18 protein-coding genes are annotated in these 17,871 nt (G+C 73.3%); 9 read left to right on the top strand and 9 right to left on the bottom strand.

What is annotated here, in order from left to right:
• Nucleotides 1–196 precede the first annotated feature (196 nt).
• The 5 genes from Sdia_RS16255 to Sdia_RS16235 are packed head-to-tail and all read left to right on the top strand — an operon-like array spanning nucleotide 197 to nucleotide 4,866.
• Nucleotides 197–1,399 carry a homogentisate 1,2-dioxygenase gene (locus tag Sdia_RS16255; protein WP_100457048.1) on the top strand — a complete coding sequence of 401 codons (1,203 nt, stop codon included), beginning with the start codon at nucleotides 197–199 and terminating at the stop codon, nucleotides 1,397–1,399.
• On the top strand, nucleotides 1,396–2,283 hold the full coding sequence (locus Sdia_RS16250; protein ID WP_124288333.1) for a hypothetical protein: 888 nt from the start codon (nucleotides 1,396–1,398) through the stop codon (nucleotides 2,281–2,283). The genes Sdia_RS16255 and Sdia_RS16250 overlap by 4 nt, the downstream gene beginning before the upstream one ends.
• Nucleotides 2,280–3,485, top strand: a complete 1,206-nt coding sequence (fahA, locus tag Sdia_RS16245) for a fumarylacetoacetase (protein ID WP_100457046.1) — start codon at nucleotides 2,280–2,282, stop codon at nucleotides 3,483–3,485. The genes Sdia_RS16250 and fahA overlap by 4 nt, the downstream gene beginning before the upstream one ends.
• Nucleotides 3,485–4,237, top strand: coding sequence for a CoA transferase subunit A (locus tag Sdia_RS16240; protein ID WP_100457045.1), 753 nt, complete (start codon nucleotides 3,485–3,487; stop codon nucleotides 4,235–4,237). Before fahA ends, Sdia_RS16240 begins: the two co-directional genes overlap by 1 nt.
• On the top strand, nucleotides 4,234–4,866 hold the full coding sequence (locus Sdia_RS16235) for a CoA transferase subunit B (RefSeq protein ID WP_115069664.1): 633 nt from the start codon (nucleotides 4,234–4,236) through the stop codon (nucleotides 4,864–4,866). Before Sdia_RS16240 ends, Sdia_RS16235 begins: the two co-directional genes overlap by 4 nt.
• A gap of 186 nt (nucleotides 4,867–5,052) precedes the next feature.
• On the opposite strand, the gene Sdia_RS16230 is transcribed toward Sdia_RS16235, so the two are convergent.
• Complete coding sequence (locus Sdia_RS16230) at nucleotides 5,053–5,433, bottom strand: AQJ64_40280 family protein (protein ID WP_115069665.1); 381 nt, start codon at nucleotides 5,431–5,433, stop codon at nucleotides 5,053–5,055.
• Nucleotides 5,434–5,640: 207 nt separating this feature from the next.
• Between Sdia_RS16230 and Sdia_RS16225 the strand changes: the two genes are divergently transcribed.
• Complete coding sequence (locus tag Sdia_RS16225) at nucleotides 5,641–5,961, top strand: bifunctional 4-hydroxy-2-oxoglutarate aldolase/2-dehydro-3-deoxy-phosphogluconate aldolase (RefSeq protein ID WP_229831152.1); 321 nt, start codon at nucleotides 5,641–5,643, stop codon at nucleotides 5,959–5,961.
• A 110-nt stretch (nucleotides 5,962–6,071) separates the two neighbouring features.
• Here the strand turns inward: Sdia_RS16225 and Sdia_RS16220 are convergent, their stop codons facing one another.
• The 4 genes from Sdia_RS16220 to Sdia_RS16205 form a co-directional block, all read right to left on the bottom strand.
• On the bottom strand, nucleotides 6,072–6,908 hold the full coding sequence (locus Sdia_RS16220) for a cytochrome c biogenesis CcdA family protein (protein WP_100457042.1): 837 nt from the start codon (nucleotides 6,906–6,908) through the stop codon (nucleotides 6,072–6,074).
• Nucleotides 6,905–7,690: a DsbA family protein gene (locus tag Sdia_RS16215; RefSeq protein ID WP_189500194.1), complete on the bottom strand. Its 786-nt coding sequence runs from the start codon at nucleotides 7,688–7,690 to the stop codon at nucleotides 6,905–6,907. The genes Sdia_RS16220 and Sdia_RS16215 overlap by 4 nt, the downstream gene beginning before the upstream one ends.
• A gap of 75 nt (nucleotides 7,691–7,765) precedes the next feature.
• Nucleotides 7,766–8,290 carry a hypothetical protein gene (locus Sdia_RS16210; protein ID WP_189500193.1) on the bottom strand — a complete coding sequence of 175 codons (525 nt, stop codon included), beginning with the start codon at nucleotides 8,288–8,290 and terminating at the stop codon, nucleotides 7,766–7,768.
• Nucleotides 8,291–8,396: 106 nt separating this feature from the next.
• Complete coding sequence (locus Sdia_RS16205; protein WP_124288331.1) at nucleotides 8,397–8,837, bottom strand: hypothetical protein; 441 nt, start codon at nucleotides 8,835–8,837, stop codon at nucleotides 8,397–8,399.
• Nucleotides 8,838–9,039: 202 nt separating this feature from the next.
• Here Sdia_RS16205 and Sdia_RS16200 point away from each other — a divergent pair, with 202 nt between their 5' ends.
• Nucleotides 9,040–10,140, top strand: a complete 1,101-nt coding sequence (locus Sdia_RS16200; protein WP_100457039.1) for a hypothetical protein — start codon at nucleotides 9,040–9,042, stop codon at nucleotides 10,138–10,140.
• 401 nt (nucleotides 10,141–10,541) lie between these two features.
• Here Sdia_RS16200 and Sdia_RS16195 read toward each other — a convergent pair whose 3' ends face one another.
• The 4 genes from Sdia_RS16195 to Sdia_RS16180 are packed head-to-tail and all read right to left on the bottom strand — an operon-like array spanning nucleotide 10,542 to nucleotide 15,376.
• Nucleotides 10,542–11,672: an XdhC family protein gene (locus Sdia_RS16195; protein ID WP_100457038.1), complete on the bottom strand. Its 1,131-nt coding sequence runs from the start codon at nucleotides 11,670–11,672 to the stop codon at nucleotides 10,542–10,544.
• Nucleotides 11,665–13,818 carry a xanthine dehydrogenase family protein molybdopterin-binding subunit gene (locus Sdia_RS16190; protein WP_189500192.1) on the bottom strand — a complete coding sequence of 718 codons (2,154 nt, stop codon included), beginning with the start codon at nucleotides 13,816–13,818 and terminating at the stop codon, nucleotides 11,665–11,667. Before Sdia_RS16190 ends, Sdia_RS16195 begins: the two co-directional genes overlap by 8 nt.
• Entirely contained in the window at nucleotides 13,815–14,804 is a 990-nt protein-coding gene (locus Sdia_RS16185; protein WP_100457036.1) for an FAD binding domain-containing protein, read from the bottom strand. The genes Sdia_RS16190 and Sdia_RS16185 overlap by 4 nt, the downstream gene beginning before the upstream one ends.
• Nucleotides 14,801–15,376 carry a (2Fe-2S)-binding protein gene (locus tag Sdia_RS16180; protein ID WP_100457035.1) on the bottom strand — a complete coding sequence of 192 codons (576 nt, stop codon included), beginning with the start codon at nucleotides 15,374–15,376 and terminating at the stop codon, nucleotides 14,801–14,803. The genes Sdia_RS16185 and Sdia_RS16180 overlap by 4 nt, the downstream gene beginning before the upstream one ends.
• A 188-nt stretch (nucleotides 15,377–15,564) precedes the next feature.
• Between Sdia_RS16180 and Sdia_RS16175 the strand changes: the two genes are divergently transcribed.
• Nucleotides 15,565–16,146, top strand: coding sequence for a TetR/AcrR family transcriptional regulator (locus Sdia_RS16175; protein ID WP_100457034.1), 582 nt, complete (start codon nucleotides 15,565–15,567; stop codon nucleotides 16,144–16,146).
• A 231-nt stretch (nucleotides 16,147–16,377) separates the two neighbouring features.
• Nucleotides 16,378–17,514 (top strand): PQQ-dependent sugar dehydrogenase, encoded by a 1,137-nt coding sequence (locus Sdia_RS16170; protein ID WP_189500191.1) that lies wholly within the window; start codon nucleotides 16,378–16,380, stop codon nucleotides 17,512–17,514.
• Nucleotides 17,515–17,871: the final 357 nt, after the last annotated feature.

Here is a 17,871-nt window from a genome sequence, read left to right as displayed (position 1 = left end):
CGCACATGCGGCCGGAGTGGCGGCGGTCCCTCCGGGACGAAGTCGCTGACCACGTCCTCCAGGCCGTATGCCGCACACACCGTCCGGCGCAGCTCGCAGCCCTTCCCCGCGTCGGGACCCGCCTAGGGCGCCACCGGCGTCCATGGCTCCGGGTGTCGGCCGACAAGGGTGAACTGCCGACAGGAGATGGACAGGCATGCCGTACTACCGCGTGGCGGGGAGCGTCCCGCCCAAGCGCCACACCCAGCACCGGGCCCCCGACGGGTCGCTGTACTTCGAGGAGTTGATGGGCGAGGAGGGTTTCTCCTCCGACTCCTCGCTGCTCTACCACGTGAACATCCCGTCCTCGATCGCGGCGTACCGGGTCTGGGAGCTGCCGGACCAGTCGCTCGTCCCGAACCACCCGCTGACTCCGCGCCACCTCTCCACACACGACCTGTTCGGCGAGGGCGCTGCGGGCACCGACGCGGTGACCGGCCGGAGGCTGCTGCTGGGCAACGCCGACGTCCGGCTCTCCTACGTCGTCGCCGACACGACCAGCCCGTACTACCGCAACGCGATCGGTGACGAGTGCCTCTACGTGGAGGCCGGCGCGGCTCGGGTCGAGACCGTCTTCGGAGATCTGCCGGTGGGCGAGGGCGACTACGTCGTCGTCCCCCGCGCGACGACGTACCGGATCGTCCCGGACGGGCCGGTCCGGGTGTACGCCATCGAGGCCAACTCCCACATCACCCCCGCCAAGCGCTATCTCTCCCGCTTCGGGCAGCTCCTGGAGCACGCCCCGTTCTGTGAGAGGGACCTCCGCGGGCCCGAGGGCCTCAGGGTCGTGGCGGAGCAGGACGTCGAGGTGTACATCAAGCACCGCGGCACCGGCCCCGGGGGGATCGCGGGCACGGTGCACACGCTGCCGCACCACCCCTTCGACGTGGTCGGCTGGGACGGCTGCCTCTACCCGTACGTCTTCAACATCCGCGACTTCGAGCCCCTGACGGGCCGGGTCCACCAGCCGCCGCCGGCCCACCAGGTGTTCGAGGGGCACAACTTCGTCATCTGCAACTTCGTGCCGCGCAAGGTCGACTACCACCCCCTCGCCATCCCGGTGCCGTACTACCACTCGAACGTCGACTCGGACGAGGTGATGTTCTACTGCGGCGGTGACTACGAGGCCCGCAAGGGTTCCGGGATCGGGCAGGGCTCGATCAGTCTGCACCCCGGCGGCCACCCGCACGGGCCGCAGCCCGGGGCCTACGAGCGTGCCATCGGAGCGGAGTTCTTCGACGAGCTGGCCGTCATGGTGGACACCTTCCGCCCGCTGGAACTCGGTGAGGCGGCCCGCGCCTGCGACGACGGTGTCTACGCCTACTCCTGGGCCAAGGGCGGCAAGGAGGCCGGGAAGTGACCAGCGCCGCACCCGGCGCCGTCCGGGTCCCGCCGGACCTGTTCGCCTCGTTCTGCGACGACGCCGCGGTGTTCCCGCCCGGTGAGATGCCGCTGGCCGATGCGGTGCCCGCGCACCTGAGGCACGTCGCCGCCGCCCACGCGCCGCTGGTGGGACCGCTCGTGGTGCCGCGGGCCCGGCTGTCCGAACTGGCGGCACTGACGGCCGGGTACGGCCCCGGGACGCTGGACCTCGCGGTCACGGTGCCCTCGCCCGAGGAGGCCGCGCGGGCGCCGGCCTCCGTCCGCGCCCTGCCGGCAGCCCGGCTGCGCTTCCTGGAGGTCGCCGTGCCCGAGGACGTGCCCGCGGCTGAGGTCGTGCCCCGGCTGACCGCCACCCTGGCGGAGGCGCCCGACCACGCCCGGGTGACCGTGTACGTGGAGGTGCCGCGCGACGAACGCCGGGCCGAGCTGATCGCCTCGCTGGCCACCTCCCCCTACCTGGCGAAGTTCCGCACCGGCGGTGTGCGGGCCGAGCTGTATCCCGACGAGAGGGAACTCGCGCGCTCCGTGCTCCTCGCGGTACGCGCGAAGGTCCCCTTCAAGGCGACCGCGGGGCTGCATCACGCGGTGCGCAACACCGATCCGCGGACCCTCTTCGAGCAGCACGGGCACCTCAACCTGCTCGCGGCCACCGGCGCCGCGCTCGACGGCGCCGACGAAGAGGACATCGTCGCGATCCTGGCCGAACGCGACGCCGCCACGGTCGCCGGGCTCGTCGGCGCCCTGTCCCCGGAAGTCCGGAAGACCTTCCGCTCTTTCGGCACCTGTTCCCTCACCGGGCCGGTCAGTGAGCTGGCGGCTCTCGACCTGCTCGGCCCGGACCTGACCAAGGACCTCCTGTGACCGCATCCACCACCGTCCGCCTCGACGTGCCCCGGGACGACCCGTTCGGCATCCACAACCTGCCCTACGGGGTGTACTCGCTGCCCGGCCGCGACCCCCGCGTCGGCACCCGTTACGGCGAGCACGTCGTCGACCTCGCGACACTCCTCGGCGACGAGGTGTTCGCGGGCCCGTCACTCAATCCGTTCATGGCCCAGGGCCATGACCGCTGGGTCCAGGTGCGGGCCGCCATCGCCGCCGCGCTCAACGGGGACGTGCCCCGGCAAGCGGTGCACTCCGCCGCCGACGTGACCCTCCATCTGCCGTTCGAGGTGGCCGACTACGTCGACTTCTACGCTTCGGAGCACCACGCCGCGAACCTCGGACGGCTGTTCCGCCCGGACAACCCCGACCCGCTCATGCCGAACTGGAAGCACCTCCCGGTCGGCTACCACGGCCGGTCCGCCTCGGTCGTGGTCTCCGGGACCGACATCATCCGCCCCTGCGGGCAGCGCAAGGGCCCGAACGACCCGGCGCCCGTCTTCGGACCGTCGGTACGCCTCGACATCGAGGCCGAACTCGGCTTCGTGGTGGGCACCGGCAACACGCTCGGTGAGCCCGTCGCGGCCGGGCGGGCGGAGCAGCACCTCTTCGGCGTCGTCCTCTTCAACGACTGGTCCGCCCGGGACATCCAGGCCTGGGAGTACGTGCCGCTCGGCCCCAACCTCGGCAAGTCGTTCGCCTCGACCGTCTCCCCCTGGGTCGTGCCGCTGCTGGCCCTGACGGAGGCCAAGGTGCGCACCCCGGTCCAGGAACCCGAGGTCCTCCCCTACCTCGCGCTCGACGAGCCCTGGGGCCTGGACATCGACCTGGAGGTCGAGTGGAACGGCCAGGTGGTCTCCCGGCCGCCGTACGCCGCCATGTACTGGTCGCCGGCGCAGATGCTGGCCCATCTCACGGTCAACGGAGCGCCCACCCGCACCGGCGACCTGTTCGCCTCGGGCACCGTCTCGGGACCGGCCAAGGAGCAGCGCGGTGCCTTCATCGAGCTGACCTGGGGCGGCGCGGAACCGGTGACGGTGGCCGGGCAGCAGCGGACGTTCCTGGAGGACGGGGACGAGGTGGTGCTGCGCGCCACCGCCCCCGGAGCGGGCGGCGCCCGCATCGGCTTCGGTGAGGCGCGCGGACGCGTCGTCGCCGCGCGACAAGGCCGGGAGGTCTGATGGACAAGGTGGTTCCCTCCGCCGTCGAGGCGGTAGCGGACGTCGGCTCCGGCGCGACACTGGCGGTGGGCGGCTTCGGCCTGTGCGGCATCCCGGCGGTGCTGATCGACGCCGTTCTCCGGTCGGGCGCCGACCGGCTCCAGATCGTCTCCAACAACGCCGGTGTCGACGACTGGGGACTCGGGCTCCTGCTCGGCGCGGGCCGCATCCGCCGCATCGTCGCCTCCTACGTGGGAGAGAACAAGGAGTTCGCCCGGCAGTACCTCGCCGGTGAACTGGAGGTCGAGCTGGCGCCCCAGGGCACGCTGGCCGAACGGCTGCGGGCCGGCGGCTCCGGCATCCCGGCGTTCTTCACCGCCACCGGTGTCGGCACCCAGGTGGCCGAGGGCGGCCTGCCCTGGAAGTACGACAGCGCGGGCGGCGTCGAGATCGCCTCACCGGCCAAGCAGACCCAGGAGTTCGACGGCCGAGCCTACGTGCTGGAGCACGCCATCGTGGCGGACGTCGCCCTGGTGCGCGCCGCCCGTGGCGACCGGCACGGCAACCTGGTCTTCGACAAGGCCGCCCGCAACTTCAACCCCCTGGCCGCCATGGCGGGCCGCATCTGCGTCGCGGAGGTGGAGGAGCTGGTCGAGCCCGGCGAACTCGACCCCGACCACGTGCACCTGCCCGGCGTCTACGTCCACCGTGTCGTCGCGCTGACGCCCGGACAGGCCGCCGACAAGCGGATCGAGAAGAGGACGGTGCGATGAGCTGGACCCGCGACCAGATGGCGGCCCGTGCGGCGGCGGAGCTGTCGGACGGGGACTACGTCAACCTCGGGATCGGTCTGCCGACGCTGGTGCCCAACCACATCCCGGCGGACGTGGAACTGGTGCTCCAGTCCGAGAACGGCATCCTCGGCACCGGCCCCTACCCGGCCGAGGAACAGGTCGACCCCGACCTGATCAACGCCGGCAAGGAAACCGTCACCGTCCGCCCCGGTGCCTCCTTCTTCGACTCCGCGACCAGCTTCGGCATGATCCGGGGCGGCAAGATCGACGCCGCGATACTGGGCGCCATGCAGGTGTCGGCGCGGGGGGACATCGCGAACTGGATGATTCCCGGCAAGATGGTCAAGGGGATGGGCGGGGCGATGGACCTGGTGCACGGCGCCAGGAGGGTCGTCGTCCTCATGGAGCACGTGGCCCGGGACGGGAACTTCAAGATCGTCGAGGAGTGTTCCCTGCCCCTCACCGGCAAGAGGGTCGTCCAGCGGATCATCACCGACCTGTGCGTCCTGGACATCACCACCGAGGGCCTGCGCCTGGCCGAACTCGCGCCGGACGTCACCGTCGAGGACGTCCGGGCCAGGACTCAGCCGGAGATCATCTGCGGGTGACGCGGTTCGCCACCCGGCGGCGCTCGCCGGACACCGCGAGGTCCGCCGCACGGCGGCGGAGCCGGGCCCGGCCCGGCCCGGGAAGGGAGACTGCGGGGCCGTCGAGCTGACGGTCCCGCGGTCGGGAGAAGTGCCGGCTCTCCCGCCTGCCGGCGGGCCGCGCCTGCGGCCGTCCGGCAGCCTGGTTCAGGCACCGGCGGGCACCTCCCAGGCATGGCGCAGTGCCGGCGCCACGTCGTCCCCGCCGAGGAAGTGCGTCTTCGTCCCGGGCAGGGTGGGCAGCTCCGCCCAGTGCGTCACGCTGTCATCGCTCTCCGGGTCGTAAGGGAAGCGGATGACCTCGTCGGAGTCGACGAAGCAGTCGTGGTGGGTGACGCCGTCCTCCGTCCGGAACCAGTCGGTGTAGTACATCGTCCGCACCAGCCAGAAGGCTTCACCGGACGCCCTGTCGCCGTCGTCGTCCTCTGCCGGGTACCGCCCGGTGATCGCCACCGCGACCGGCATCCCGATCTCCGGCCGCCCCTCCCGCACGTCGACCCAGGTCGCCATGGCTCGCAGATCCGCCATCTCCGCCTCATCCTCTCTCCACCCGCCGACGCGGACGCGCCGGCAGCCTCGTGGTGAACGTCGTCGGACAAGACCGCGTGACGCCTGCGAAGGTTGACGGCTCCACGGGCACCCGTTCCGGCCGTGGCCGCGGGACGCGTGAGGATTCCGGACCGTTCTCGGCCGCCGCCACCCCTCTCCACGTCCCCACTCCCGCCGTCCGTCACCGTGCCGCCCCTCGACGCCCGCCTCCAAGCCGGCCTCCCCCACCTGCCGGGCGTCTCCACTCCCACCGAGGTGGGCAGGGCGCGCAGGCGCGGTCTCCACTGGGTCAAGGCGTTCCCTGCGTCCTCGCTCGGACCTTCCTGGATACGTGCGGTGCGGGCGCCCTTCCCCCGCCTGCGCGTCGTCGCCACCGGTGGCCTGGACCTCCGGAACGCCTCGGCGTTCCTCGAAGCGGGTGCCCGCGTGGTGGCCCTGGGCTCCGCTCTCGGCGACCCGGCCCAGCTCGACCGCCTCGTCGGCCTCCTCCCGGGCGAGCCCGGATGACACGGGGCCGGCGGGCTGCGGGCGCGGGCTCGCCCACCGAACTGGACCGGCCGCCGTGCGGGCTCGTGCTGACGGCTGGGCTGCTCGGCGGGCGCGGGCCGAAAGCCGGTTCAGCTCCGGTCGCGGCTGCTCGCGCGGACGTTCCTGACCAGTACGACGCTCGCTGCCACCGCCACCGTGACGGCCAGCGTGGCCAGAACGAGGTTGCCCGGGACGGCGGCGGCGAGGGCGGTGGCCCGCTGCTCCCACGCGTACTCGGTGTCCACGTCCAGCAGCGACGGGAGCGCCGCCGACCCGTCGAAGAGAAGGAAGACCGCTCCGAGGGTGATGAAGAGCAGACCGCCGATCACCGAGGTGCTGTGCAGGTGCAGGCGGCCGAGCCGGAAGCCCCGTCCGCGCAGCCAGGCACGCCGGCCCAGTTGCCAGCGGTCCCAGAGCAGGGCCAGGACGAACAGGGGCGCGGCCATGCCGAGGGCGTACACCGCCAGCAGGAAGCCACCGCGCAGGGGGCTGCCGCCGAGCGCGGCGACGGTGAGGATGCTGCCCAGGATGGGGCCCGCGCAGAATCCGGCGAGCCCGTACACCGCTCCCAGCGCGATGGTGGAGGGTGTCGAGCCACTGGGGGCGCCGGCTCGCTGCTGGAGGCGTCGGGAGCCGAAGCCGAGCCCCAGGAGTTGCAGCACCCCGAGGACGATCATGGTCCAGCCGCCGACGAGGACCAGGGTGTCGCGGTGACCGATGAACAGGCGGCTGGCAAGAGCCCCCGCCGCGCCGAGCGGGACCAGGGTCAGGCACAGCCCGCCGTAGAAGGCGGCGGTGTGGCGGAGCAGCCTCGTCCTGTTGGTGAAGGAGTAGGCGAAGAAGGCGGGCAGGAGGAGCGCGCTGCACGGGCTGAGCAGGGCGAGGAGCCCGCCGAGGAAGGCGAGGAGGACACCGGCGTCGCTCACTTCGTCCCGCCTTCGCTCCGGGTGAGGGCGTCACGGACGGCCTGGTCGAAGGTTTCGGTCGGTTGGGCTCCGAGCAGGGGTGTGCCGTTCACGAGGAAGGCGGGGGTACTGGTGACACCCAGCGCGTACCCCTCCTCGAGGTCGCGTTCCACGGCCTGGTGCGCCTGGTCCGATTCCATGTCCTCGCGGAACCGGTCGAGGTCCGCCACCTTGGCCGCCTTCGCGTGGGCGACGAGTTTGGTCGTCGTGAACTCGCCGCTGTTGCGCTCGCGCGGTTCGGCGTAGAGGCGGTCGTGGAACTCCCAGAACACCCCTTGCCGGCCCGCGGCCCAGGCGGCGCGAGCCGCGGCTTCGGACTCCTCGCCGAAGATGGGGAAGTTGCGCCACTCGATGCGCAGCGATCCCTTCTCCACGTGTGTGCGCAGGAGTTCCTGCTTGGTGTCGCGGGCGAAGCGCCCGCAGAACGGGCACTGGAAGTCGGAGTACTCGATCATCACCACGGGTGCGTCGGCGGGGCCGACGGCCAGGGCGTCGTCGGCGTCGCGGCGTGCCAGGTCGGGACCGGCCGGAACGGAGTCCCCGGGCGTCTGCTCCGCCGCGGCCTCGGAAGGGGCGGGGGCGGGGCGTGAGGCGGAGTCGCCGGAACCGGACGTGACGACGAACACCGCTGTGGCGGTGGCGGCGACCAGTACGCCGGCGGCCCCCACGGTGCGCCTGCGACGGGCCCGCGCGCGCGGCGTCCGGGAGGCGGAGGGGGAAGAGGAAGGGGACTTCTCGGGCATGAGGAACACGCTCCTGTGAGCAGGGTGAAGGGTGGGCCGGGGCCCGCCCGTCGCGGGCGGGCCGGGCGGGAGACGTCAGGCGCTGGGCGCGGGGCAGGCGGCCTGGCCGCCCAGTCGGCGCAGGGCCGCCTCCGCGAGCAGCCCCACCGAGGCGAGGGCGAGCAGTGGCTGAAGCGGTGCCCAGTAGCTGAGCGCGCCGCCGGTACCGAGCAGCAGCAGGACGATCTTGTTGCAGACCGGGCAGCCCACCGCGAAGAAGGACAGCACGCCGCCGACCGAGCCGAGCCGGCCACCGGGGGCAGGGGTGGCGCTCGACGGGCCGGGGCGCAGATACGTGCCGAGGACCAGCCCCGAGAGCAGCGCGGTCAGTGCGAGGGCCGGGTAGTTCCACCACTGGACCGGGATCTCCCGGCCGAAGAACGGGGTGGGGACGACGGCGGTCGGCACTCCGACGATCAGCGCCGTGGCGACGGCGGAGGCAGCCACGGCCGTCCACTGGCGGAAGCCCCAGAGGCGCAGCGCGCTGAAGGCGGCCCGTGGGGAGCGGTTGCTGCGCACGACGGAGGAGGCAGACGCGGAAGAGGTGGGCGACGAGCCCATGGGAGAGTCTCCGTTGCTGAGGAGGGACACGGACACGCGAAGCCGCTCCCGCGCCTCCGGAGCCCTGACGAGGCTCGGGACGAGGTGGGGAGCGGCCTGGGCCGGTCTAGATCCTCAGCACGCAGACGTGCGCCGGTGGCGCCTTGCCGGACGAGTCCTCGCGGTGCGCGGGCCACCGTGCGGCGGAGGAAGCGGGGGCGACGCCCACGGAGGGCAACTCCGCCGCCGCGGGTGCGGCCAGGTGTGGGCTGGTCGGCTGCTCCGGGGCCTGACGCTCAGGGCAGGTGCCGCCCTTGCCGTGCGAGACCTCGGTCGAGTCCGTGTCGGGCTCGCCGGCCGCGGGAGCGGAGGCGTCTTGCGGGGCGGACGCCGGGCTCCCGGCCGGCGCGGACACCGGGACCCCCGTCACCGGCCCGCGGGCAGCCGGCTGGCCAGAACCGCCTTGCAGACCGGTGTGTCCCTGGACGCAGAGCTGGGCGAAGAGCAGCGCGGCCAACAGCAGCAGGAAGGAACTCGTCGACCGCTCGGTCGTACGTGCTCGGCGCACCGCTCCTCCTTTCCTGCCGGACAGTCGAAGGGGACTGCCGGGCGGCCCTTTCCGCCAACCGTACTTCTCCCGTCGGCGCGCCCGGCGCAGGGGTACCACTGATGTCCTCGTCACGTTCGGGCCGCGAGCCGGCCGGATCGGGGCACCGCGTAGGCTGCGCGCGTCGGGGAAGCACTGGCGGCGACGGGGGAGACTGCAGGTCATGGCGGGGATACGGGGCGTGCGGTGGCTGCCCGGCGGTCGGGTGCTGGGAATCGTGGGGGTGGTGCTCGCGCTCCTCGCGGGCGCCGGATGGCTGGCCAAGCCGGTGTGGCAGCCGTGGTGGTACGCGGCGACGCTGTGCGGGGGCCACCTGTCGGGCCGTGAGCTGGCCGAGCTGTTGCCGGCCGAACGGCTTCAGGGCGCCAAGGACACCTTCGGCACCGGGAGCGGTCCGCTCAGGTGCGGGGTGGACGAGAGCGACGGCCGGCACTTCGTCCTCGATGTGCGGGCGGAGATGGACACCGGCGAGCCGCTGGGTCCGCTCGACATGGAGTTCACCGTCCCGAGGGACCTCCGTTTCGCCTATCCCCGCTCCGTCCCGGGCTTCTACGGCAAGTTCGGCCCCGTGATCCTCCAGGAGTGCCCGAAGCTGGGCCCCGATTCGGAGGGCCGGGCGCGGCGCCTGGTCACCAAGGTGTACACCCACGGCGTGGAGAGCGACCCCTCGCCCGAGTCCCTGCGTACGGCGGTGCGGATCGCCAACGGCGCCAACGTGGAGACCGGGTGCGGTGCCGATGCCCTGCCGCTGCCGGAGCGGGTCGAACCGGTCCGCGGGGTGTCCCTTGCCGGGGCCAGGGGCACGATGTGCGGGTGGCTGGCCGGGACCAGGCTGCCCGCCAGCCCGTCCGGTGAGCGATGGCAGGTGGTCGCGCCCACGGACGAGCACGCCTCGATCACCCACTGCTCGCTGATCGACTCCGGCAGCGGCCTGCCCGCGGTGAGCCTCACGGGCTGGTACGGCGACTGGACGGACAAGCCGTTCGAGAGGCTCGTCTCGTCCAATCTCCAGGTGCCGGAGGGGCGCAGCGCCCGCGACGCGCTTCTCGGCCAGGACTTCGGCCGCGCCGCGGCCCGGTGCGCCGGCGAATCGGCGAACTTCCTCGCCACCAGCTACACCCGGAACCACACCGGGTCAGCGCTTCCGATGAGCGACGTACGCGGCCTTCTCGGCGCGTTCGCGAGGGACCAGGCCGCACGCCGGGGCTGCACCGACCTCAGGCTCCCCGGTCCCACCGTCCACCCGGACTGGGACCAGGAGTGAGGACGCCGCCGCCGTATCGAGCGGCCTGACCGTCACGGCCCCGGCAGGCTCCGCCTGCCGGCGGCTCGGTTTCCGGGAGAAGCGGCCCATGCGAAGGGCCCCGTTCCTGTGGTGCCGGGAACGGGGCCCTTCTCGCGGAGCGCTGGGCAGGCCTTGCACCTGCATCTCCCCGCAGGAAGCGGGGCGTCTTTCCTTGGACCACCAACGCGCGGGCGACCACCCGCCGAAACGACCGGGCGCCTTCAAGATCGACTATACCCCGTCCCCGGTGGGACCCGCACCCTCGGTACCTGCCGAGGTCTCGCCCGCACGGCTTCAGGCCCGTGCCAAGCCGGCCGGGTACGTCGGCGCGCCGTCCGGCCGGCCTTCCGCGTCCTTCGGCGCTGCCGCGGCGGGCGCCGTCAGACGCCCGTCGGCGACAGGTCGCGGTGGATCGGCTCCGCCCGGCCGGTGAGGGGCAGACCGGTGCCGCCGTGGCGGGTCGCGACGATCTCCGCCGCGATCGACAAGGCGGTCTCCTCCGGGGTCCGGGCGCCGAGGTCCAGGCCGACGGGCGAGCGCAGCCGCTCCAGTTCACGTGTGGTCAGGCCCGCCTCGCGCAGCCGTCGTGTCCGTTCCTCGTGGGTACGGCGTGAGCCCATCGCACCGATGAAGGCGCAGGGCCTGCGCAGGGCCTCCGTGAGCAGCGGCACGTCGAAGCGGGCCTCGTGGGTGAGGACGCACAGCACGGTGCGCCCGTCGGTCGGGGTGCGCCGCAGATAGTGGTGCGGCCACTCGACGACGACCTCGTCGGCCTCGGGGAACCGGGCCCGGGTGGCGAAGACGGGCCGGGCGTCGCACACCGTCACGTGGTGGCCGAGGAACTTGCCCACGCGCACGAGCGCTGCGGCGAAGTCGACGGCACCGAAGACGATCATGCGGGGAGGCGGTCGGCTGGTCTCGACGAACAGCGTCAGGCCGCCGGGGCAGTGCGAACCGTGCTCGGACAGTTCGACGGTTCCGTTGCGCCCGGCGTCCAGCAGCGCCCGGGCCTCGGCCGCCGCCGTACCGTCCAGCGCCGGGTGGCCGCCGAACCCGCCCTCGTGGGTGCCGTCCGCGTGGACGAGCATGGCGCGTCCCAGTAGCCCGGCGGGGCCGGCGACGACCCGGGCGAGGGCGGCCGGGGAGCCGGCCGCGGCGGCGGAGAGCGCGGCACGCAGCACCGCCCGGTCCGGGGTGTCCACGCGGACCGGGGTGACCATCACGTCGAGCTCCCCACCGCAGGTCAGTCCGACCGCGAAGGCGTCCTCGTCGCTGTAGCCGAACCGTTCGCGCACGGTCGTACCGTCCTGGAGGGACTGGACGCACAGTTCGTGGACGGCGCCCTCGACGCAGCCGCCGGAGACCGATCCGACGACCGTGCCGTCGCTGTCGACGGCGAGGGCGGCACCGGGGCCGCGCGGGGCGCTGCCGCTGGTGGCGACGACGGTGCCGACGGCGAACTCCCGGCCCTCCTCCATCCACCGGTGCAGTTCGCCGGTGATGTCAAGCATCCACCGCTCCCCCGCCGGGCCGGTTCCTCGCCGCCGTGATGATCCGGTCGGGCCGGATCGGCAGCTCCCGGTGGCGCACGCCGGTGGCGTGCCAGACCGCGTTGGCGACGGCCGCCGCCGCGCCGACGATGCCGACCTCGCCGATGCCCTTGATGCCGACCGGGTCGTCCGGGTCGTGGTCGTCCACCCAGTCGGCCTCGATGTCCGGGACGTCGGCGTGCGTGGCCACGTGGTACCCGGCGAGGTCGGGGGCGTAGTGGGCGCCGGTGCGGTGGTCGCGGACGGCCTCTTCGTGCAGAGCCATGGAGATGCCCCAGGTCATGCCGCCGACGAGTTGGTTGCGGGCGGTGAGCGGGTTGACGATGCGGCCCGCCGCGAAGATGCCCAGCATGCGGCGCACACGCACCTCGCCGGTGGCGGTGTCCACGGCGACCTCGGCGAACTGGGCTCCGAAGGAGTGCCGCTCCTTCTGGGCGAGGGCGGCCAGGGCCTCGGTGGTGTCGGACCGCACGGTGACGCCCTCCGGGGGGATGCCGGTACCCAGGGCGAGGCGTTCGAGCAGTTCGGCGGCGGCGGCGGTGACCGCCCAGGCCCAGGAGCGGGTGCCCATGGAGCCGCCCGCGATCATCGCCTGGCCGAAGTCACTGTCGCCGATGCGGACCCGGACGCGTTCGGGGGTGGTCCTGAGGGCGTCGGCCGCGATGAGGGTGAGGGCGGTGCGGGCGCCGGTACCGATGTCGGCGGCGGCGATCCGTACGGTGAAGGTGCCGTCGGCCTCGGCCGTCACCAGCGCCGTGGAGGGGGCGGCCCCGGCACCGAAGGAGGCGGCCGCCGTGCCGGTCCCCAGCAGCCACCGGCCGTCGCGTCGCAGCCCGGGGCGCGGGTCGCGGTCCGCCCAGCCGAACCTGCGCGCGCCCTCGCGGAAACAGGCGACCAGGTTGCGGCTGCTGAAGGGGAGTCCGGAGACCGGGCCCGCCTGCGGTTCGTTGCGTACGCGCAGCTCGATCGGGTCGACGCCGGCGCGCTCGGCCAGTTCGTCCAGGGCCGCTTCGATCGCGAACGACCCCGGTGCCTCGCCGGGTGCCCGCATCCAGGTCGGCGAGGGCACGTCGAGCCGTACGACGTGGTTGGCGGTGCGGTGTGCGGCGGCGTCGTACATCACGCGGGCCACGCCGGCGCTGGGCTCGACGAACTCGTACACCCTGGACGTCTGGTTGAGCGAGCGGTGTTCCAGGGCGCGGAGCCGCCCGTCGGGACCGGCGCCGAGCCTGACGCGCTGTGTGGTGGGGCTGCGGTATCCGGCCAGGGAGAAGAGCTGGCGCCGGGTCAGCACCACGCGCACCGGCCGGTGCAGGGCCGTGGTGGCCATCACGGCGCAGACCTGGTGGGCGCGCGGGCCCTTGCTGCCGAAGCCGCCGCCGATGTGCTCGGAGCGTACGCGCACGGCGGAGGGGTCGAGCGAGAACAGGGTGGCCAGCTCGTCGCGCACCCAGCCCGCGCCCTGGTTGGAGTCGACGACCTCCAGACGGCCGCCGTCCCACAGGGCGGTGGCCGCGTGCGGCTCCATCATGCTGTGCTGTTCCTCGGGGGTGGTGTACTCCTCGGCCACGACGACGGCGGAGGCGGCGAGTTCCGCCTCCAGGTCCCCCTTGGCGGTCTCCGCGGGCATGTGGCCCTGAGGGGCGTAGGCGCCGGGGTGGCCGGCGACGAGCGCGGTGTCGTGCGGCTCCTGCTCGTACGTGACTGCGAGCGCCTCGGCCGCCTCCCTGGCCTGCTCGGGCGTCTCTGCGACGACGAGCGCCACGGGCCAGCCGGCGAACGGCACCCGGTCGTCCTGGAAGACGCAGGCCGCCGGGTCCGGCGGGACGCCGAGCAGGCCGACGTAGTCGGTCCGCAGCCGCGGGGCGTTGCCGTGGTGCAGCACGGCCAGGACGCCCGGCATCCGCAGTACCGGGGCGGTGCGGACCTCGCGGACGCGGCCGCGGGTGATCGTGGACAGCACCAGCCAGCCGTGGGCGAGTCCGGCGAACGGGATCTCTCCCGCGTAGCGGGCCGCGCCGGTGACCTTGTCGCGGCCTTCCACGCGGGTGTGGGCGGTGCCGACGGCCGCGCGCACGGCTGCCGAGGCGGGTGTGGTCGTCGTCATCGGGCGTCCCCCTCGGCGAGTTCGGTCAGGACGGAGACGACCAGGTTGCGCATGAGGGGCACCTTGTATCCGTTGCGGGGCAGTGGCCGGGCGGCCGCCAGTTCGGCGTCGGCGGCGGCGGCGAAGGTCGTGCCGTCGGCCGGCGCGCCGGTCAGGACGGCCTCGGCGGCGCGGGCGCGCCAGGGCCGGGAGGCGACGGCCCCCAGGGCCAGGCGCGCTTCGCGTACGCGACCGTCCTCGACGGTGAGCGCGGCGGCGACGGAGCCGATGGCGAAGGCGTACGAGGCGCGTTCGCGCACCTTGCGGTAGCGGGAACGGGCGGCGGGCGCGGGCGGAAGGGTGATGTGGGTGATCAGCGCGCCGGGCGGGAGGGTGGTCTCCCGGTGCGGGGTGTCGCCGACGGGGAGGTAGAAGTCGGTGACCGGCGTCCGGCCCGGCCCGTCGGGGGTCTCGTAGGAGACGACGGCGTCGAACGCGGTGAGGGCGACGCCCATGTCGGAGGGGTGGACGGCCACACAGTGGTCGGAGGCGCCGAGGACCGCGTGGTTGTGGTGCTCGCCGCTGACGGCCGGGCAGCCGCTGCCCGGGGCGCGCTTGTTGCACGGCCGGCTGACGTCGGTGAAGTAGCCACAGCGGGTGCGCTGGAGCAGGTTGCCGCCGACGGTGGCCATGTTGCGCAGTTGGCCGGAGGCGCCGGCGAGGACGGCCTGGGTCAGCGCCGGGTAGTGGCGGCGGACGTACGGGTGGGCGGCGAGGTCGCTGTTGGTGACGGTGGCGCCGACGCGCAGGCCGCCGTCCGGGGTGCGCTCGACGCGGTCCAGGGGGAGTTCGCGGAGGTCGACGAGGCGGGCGGGGCGTTCGACGCCGGTCTTCATCAGGTCGACGAGGTTGGTGCCGCCGCCGAGGAACCGGGCGTCCGGATCGGCGGCGAGCAGGGCGAGGGCTCCGTCGACGTCGTGGGCGCGGCGGTAGTCGAACTGCTTCACGCGGCGGCCTCCTCGGCCCGGGTCCGGCTCTGTGCGTGCGTTTCGGCCGCGCGGGCGACGGCCTGGACGATCGGGACGTAGGCGCCGCAACGGCACAGGTTGCCGCTCAGCCGTTCCCGGATCTCGTCGGGGGTCAGCGGGGCGGGCGCGGTGTCCGGACCCACGTCGGGGGTGACGGCGCTCGGCCAGCCGGCCGCGTGTTCCTCGATGAGGGCGACGGCCGAGCAGATCTGTCCGGGCGTGCAGTAGCCGCACTGGTAACCGTCGAGGTCGAGGAACGCCTGCTGGACGGGGTGGAGGTCGTCGCCGTCGGCCATGCCCTCGATGGTGGTGACCTCGCGCCCCTCGGCGGCGACCGCGAGGCTGAGGCAGGAGACGACGCGCCGCTGGTCGACCAGGACGGTGCAGGCGCCGCACTGGCCTTGGTCGCAGCCCTTCTTGGTACCGGTGAGGTCGAGGCGTTCGCGCAGGGCGTCGAGGAGTGTGGTGCGGTGGTCGACGGTCAGCCGGTGCTGCTCGCCGTTGACGTGCAGGGTGATCGCGCTGGAGGTCGACGACGGTTCTGGGGCCATGATCAGCCTTCTCTGGTGTCTGAGGTCAGGAATCAGGGCTGTCGGCGGGGGCCGGGGGTGACTGCCGACGGCAGACGGCGCTAAGGTGAACCTAACCGGACAGCTGTCCGGTCACTGCTGGAAAACGTAACGGACAGCTGTCCGCTTAACAAGGACGGGATTCGGCCAGGAGCCCGTGAGGAGGATGCGTGTCCCGACCGAGGAAGGACGCCCCCCTGCGCTCGGACGCCCAGCGCAACCGTGAGCGCATCCTTGAGGTGGCCACCGCCGAACTGACGCGGTGCGCGGACGCCCCGCTCAGCTCGATCGCCAGGAAGGCGGGCGTCGGACAGGGCACGTTCTACCGCAACTTCCCGCATCGGGAAGCGCTCGTCCTGGAGGTGTACCGCTACGAGATGCAGCAGGTGGCCCGGGCGGCGAGCACGCTGCTCGACACCCGCGAACCCGGAGAGGCCCTGCGCGAGTGGATGGACCGCCTGGCCCGGTTCGCCATGACCAAGGCCGGCCTGGCGGACGCGATCCGGCTGGTCACCAGCGCCCCGGGCGGCCCCGACAAGCCCGGCCCCACCCCGGTCATGGAAGCGGCCGGACTCCTGCTCCGCGCCAACGAGGAGGCGGGCACCATCCGGCCCGGCGTGAGCGAGGACGACTTCTTCCTCGCCATCGCGGGCCTGTGGCAGATCGGCCAGGGGGAGGACTGGCAGCCGCGCGCCGCCCGCCTCCTGGACCTCGTGATGGACGGACTGCGCGCGGGAGCACCCGGCCGCTGACCGCCCGGGACCAGCCCGGCGACGCGTCTTTCGTACCGCTCTCACGGCCGGATGGCCGGAACGTTGGTCTAGGCCAGACCTTCCCGTCCCCCTATCCTCGTCTGTGACCGGTAACCCACCGCCCCACCACTCCCCCACCCAGGTCGCGTACTGGCCCGGACCCCCCGACGCACTTTCCGCCCCGGGCAGCCGGGTGGACTCCCCCCATGTCGCCGCCTCCAGGAGGCCACGGTGAACGCTCGCACCAGATGCTCCGCACTCCTCGGCACGCTCTGCCTCGTCGCGTCCGTGGCCCCGTCCACGGCGTCGGCCGACGAGCCCGGACCACCGGCCCGGCAGGCCGCGGTCACCCTCACGGAAGTGGCCGAGGCACAGAACCCGACCGCCGGCGCCGCCGGGCCCGGCGACACCCTGTGGATCGCCGAACGCGGGGGCACCGTACGGGTCCTGGACGGCCAGGGCCTGAGTGACCCGGTGCTCGACATCTCCGACGAGACCACGACGGACGGCGAACGCGGCCTGCTGGGCATCGCGTTCGACGAGACGGCCGCGCACTTCTACGTCTCGTACACCGACCTGGAGGGCACCAGTACCATCGACGAGTTCGCCGTGGAGGACGGCGCGGTCCAGCCGGACAGCCGGCGCACCGTCCTCACCCAGACCCAGCCGTACGCCAACCACAACGGCGGCGGCATCGCGTTCGGCCCCGACGGTCATCTCTACATCGCGCTGGGCGACGGCGGTTCGGGCGGCGACCCGCACGGCAACGGGCAGAGCCTGGACACGCTGCTCGGCAAGATCCTGCGCATCGACCCGGGCGGCGGCGACCCGTACGCGGTCCCGGCGGACAACCCGTTCGTGGACGACCCGGACGCGAGGGACGAGATCTGGGCGTACGGGCTCCGCAACCCCTGGCGGTTCTCCTTCGACAAGGGCACGGGCGACCTCCTCGTCGGCGACGTCGGGCAGAGCGACTGGGAGGAGATCGACTGGGCCCCGGCCGGCAGCACGGGCGGCGAGAACTACGGCTGGTCCTCGATGGAGGGCACCCACCCCTTCCGTGGCGGCACCGAGCCCGCGAACCACGTCCCGCCGGTCCACGAGTACGGCCGCGGCGGCCTGGGCTGCTCGGTGACCGGCGGCTACGTCTACCGCGGCGAGGCACTGCCGGATCTCGTGGGGCAGTACGTGTTCAGCGACTACTGCGACGGCACGATCCGCACCCTGCGGATCGAGGACGGCGAGGTGACCGGCGAGGGCGATCTCGGCGTCACCGCCGGCGAGGTCATCTCCTTCGCTCAGGACGACGCCGGCGAGCTGTACGTGCTCAACATCGGGGGCGCGATCCAGCGCATCGACCCCGCGTGAAGCCGCGCGGCTGAGGCCGCGCCGGGGGCGCCGGGACGGCGAGCACCACACCCACCGTCCCGGCGCCCGGTCGTACGTCGTGACGTCGTGACGTCGTGACGTCGTGACGTCGTGACGTCGTGACGTCGTGACGTCGTGACGGATGAGTCTCCGGACGGTGGAAGGTCCCGGATCTCGACCGTGGGCGAGCAACTCACGACCGGTCAGCTCGCGCGCGGCGCCGGATGCCAGGGACGAACCCCGCGCCCGCGCGCGGCTGAGAGTGCCGCCCGTGACCCGGCCCGCGCCGCGGCCATCGCCCGCACGGCCCGGTGTCCGTGACCCGCGTCGAGCTGGTCCGCGCCCCACGCGCCGTCG

It is taken from the genome of Streptomyces diastaticus subsp. diastaticus (genome assembly GCF_011170125.1).
Classification (GTDB): Bacteria; Actinomycetota; Actinomycetes; order Streptomycetales; family Streptomycetaceae; genus Streptomyces; species Streptomyces diastaticus.
This window is presented reverse-complemented; position numbering and strand designations above follow the sequence as displayed.

Excerpts from the sequence above, each read along its gene's own strand:
- Sdia_RS16240 (WP_100457045.1), top strand. The coding sequence starts at position 3,485 with ATGGACAAGGTGGTTCCCTCCGCCGTCGAGGCGGTAGCGGACGTCGGC.
- Sdia_RS16210 (WP_189500193.1), bottom strand. The coding sequence starts at position 8,290 with ATGGGCTCGTCGCCCACCTCTTCCGCGTCTGCCTCCTCCGTCGTGCGC.
- Sdia_RS16195 (WP_100457038.1), bottom strand. The coding sequence starts at position 11,672 with ATGCTTGACATCACCGGCGAACTGCACCGGTGGATGGAGGAGGGCCGG.
- Sdia_RS16180 (WP_100457035.1), bottom strand. The coding sequence starts at position 15,376 with ATGGCCCCAGAACCGTCGTCGACCTCCAGCGCGATCACCCTGCACGTC.
- Sdia_RS16230 (WP_115069665.1), bottom strand. The coding sequence starts at position 5,433 with ATGGCGGATCTGCGAGCCATGGCGACCTGGGTCGACGTGCGGGAGGGG.
- Sdia_RS16200 (WP_100457039.1), top strand. The coding sequence starts at position 9,040 with ATGGCGGGGATACGGGGCGTGCGGTGGCTGCCCGGCGGTCGGGTGCTG.
- Sdia_RS16215 (WP_189500194.1), bottom strand. The coding sequence starts at position 7,690 with ATGCCCGAGAAGTCCCCTTCCTCTTCCCCCTCCGCCTCCCGGACGCCG.
- Sdia_RS16235 (WP_115069664.1), top strand. The coding sequence starts at position 4,234 with ATGAGCTGGACCCGCGACCAGATGGCGGCCCGTGCGGCGGCGGAGCTG.
- Sdia_RS16190 (WP_189500192.1), bottom strand. The coding sequence starts at position 13,818 with ATGACGACGACCACACCCGCCTCGGCAGCCGTGCGCGCGGCCGTCGGC.
- Sdia_RS16255 (WP_100457048.1), top strand. The coding sequence starts at position 197 with ATGCCGTACTACCGCGTGGCGGGGAGCGTCCCGCCCAAGCGCCACACC.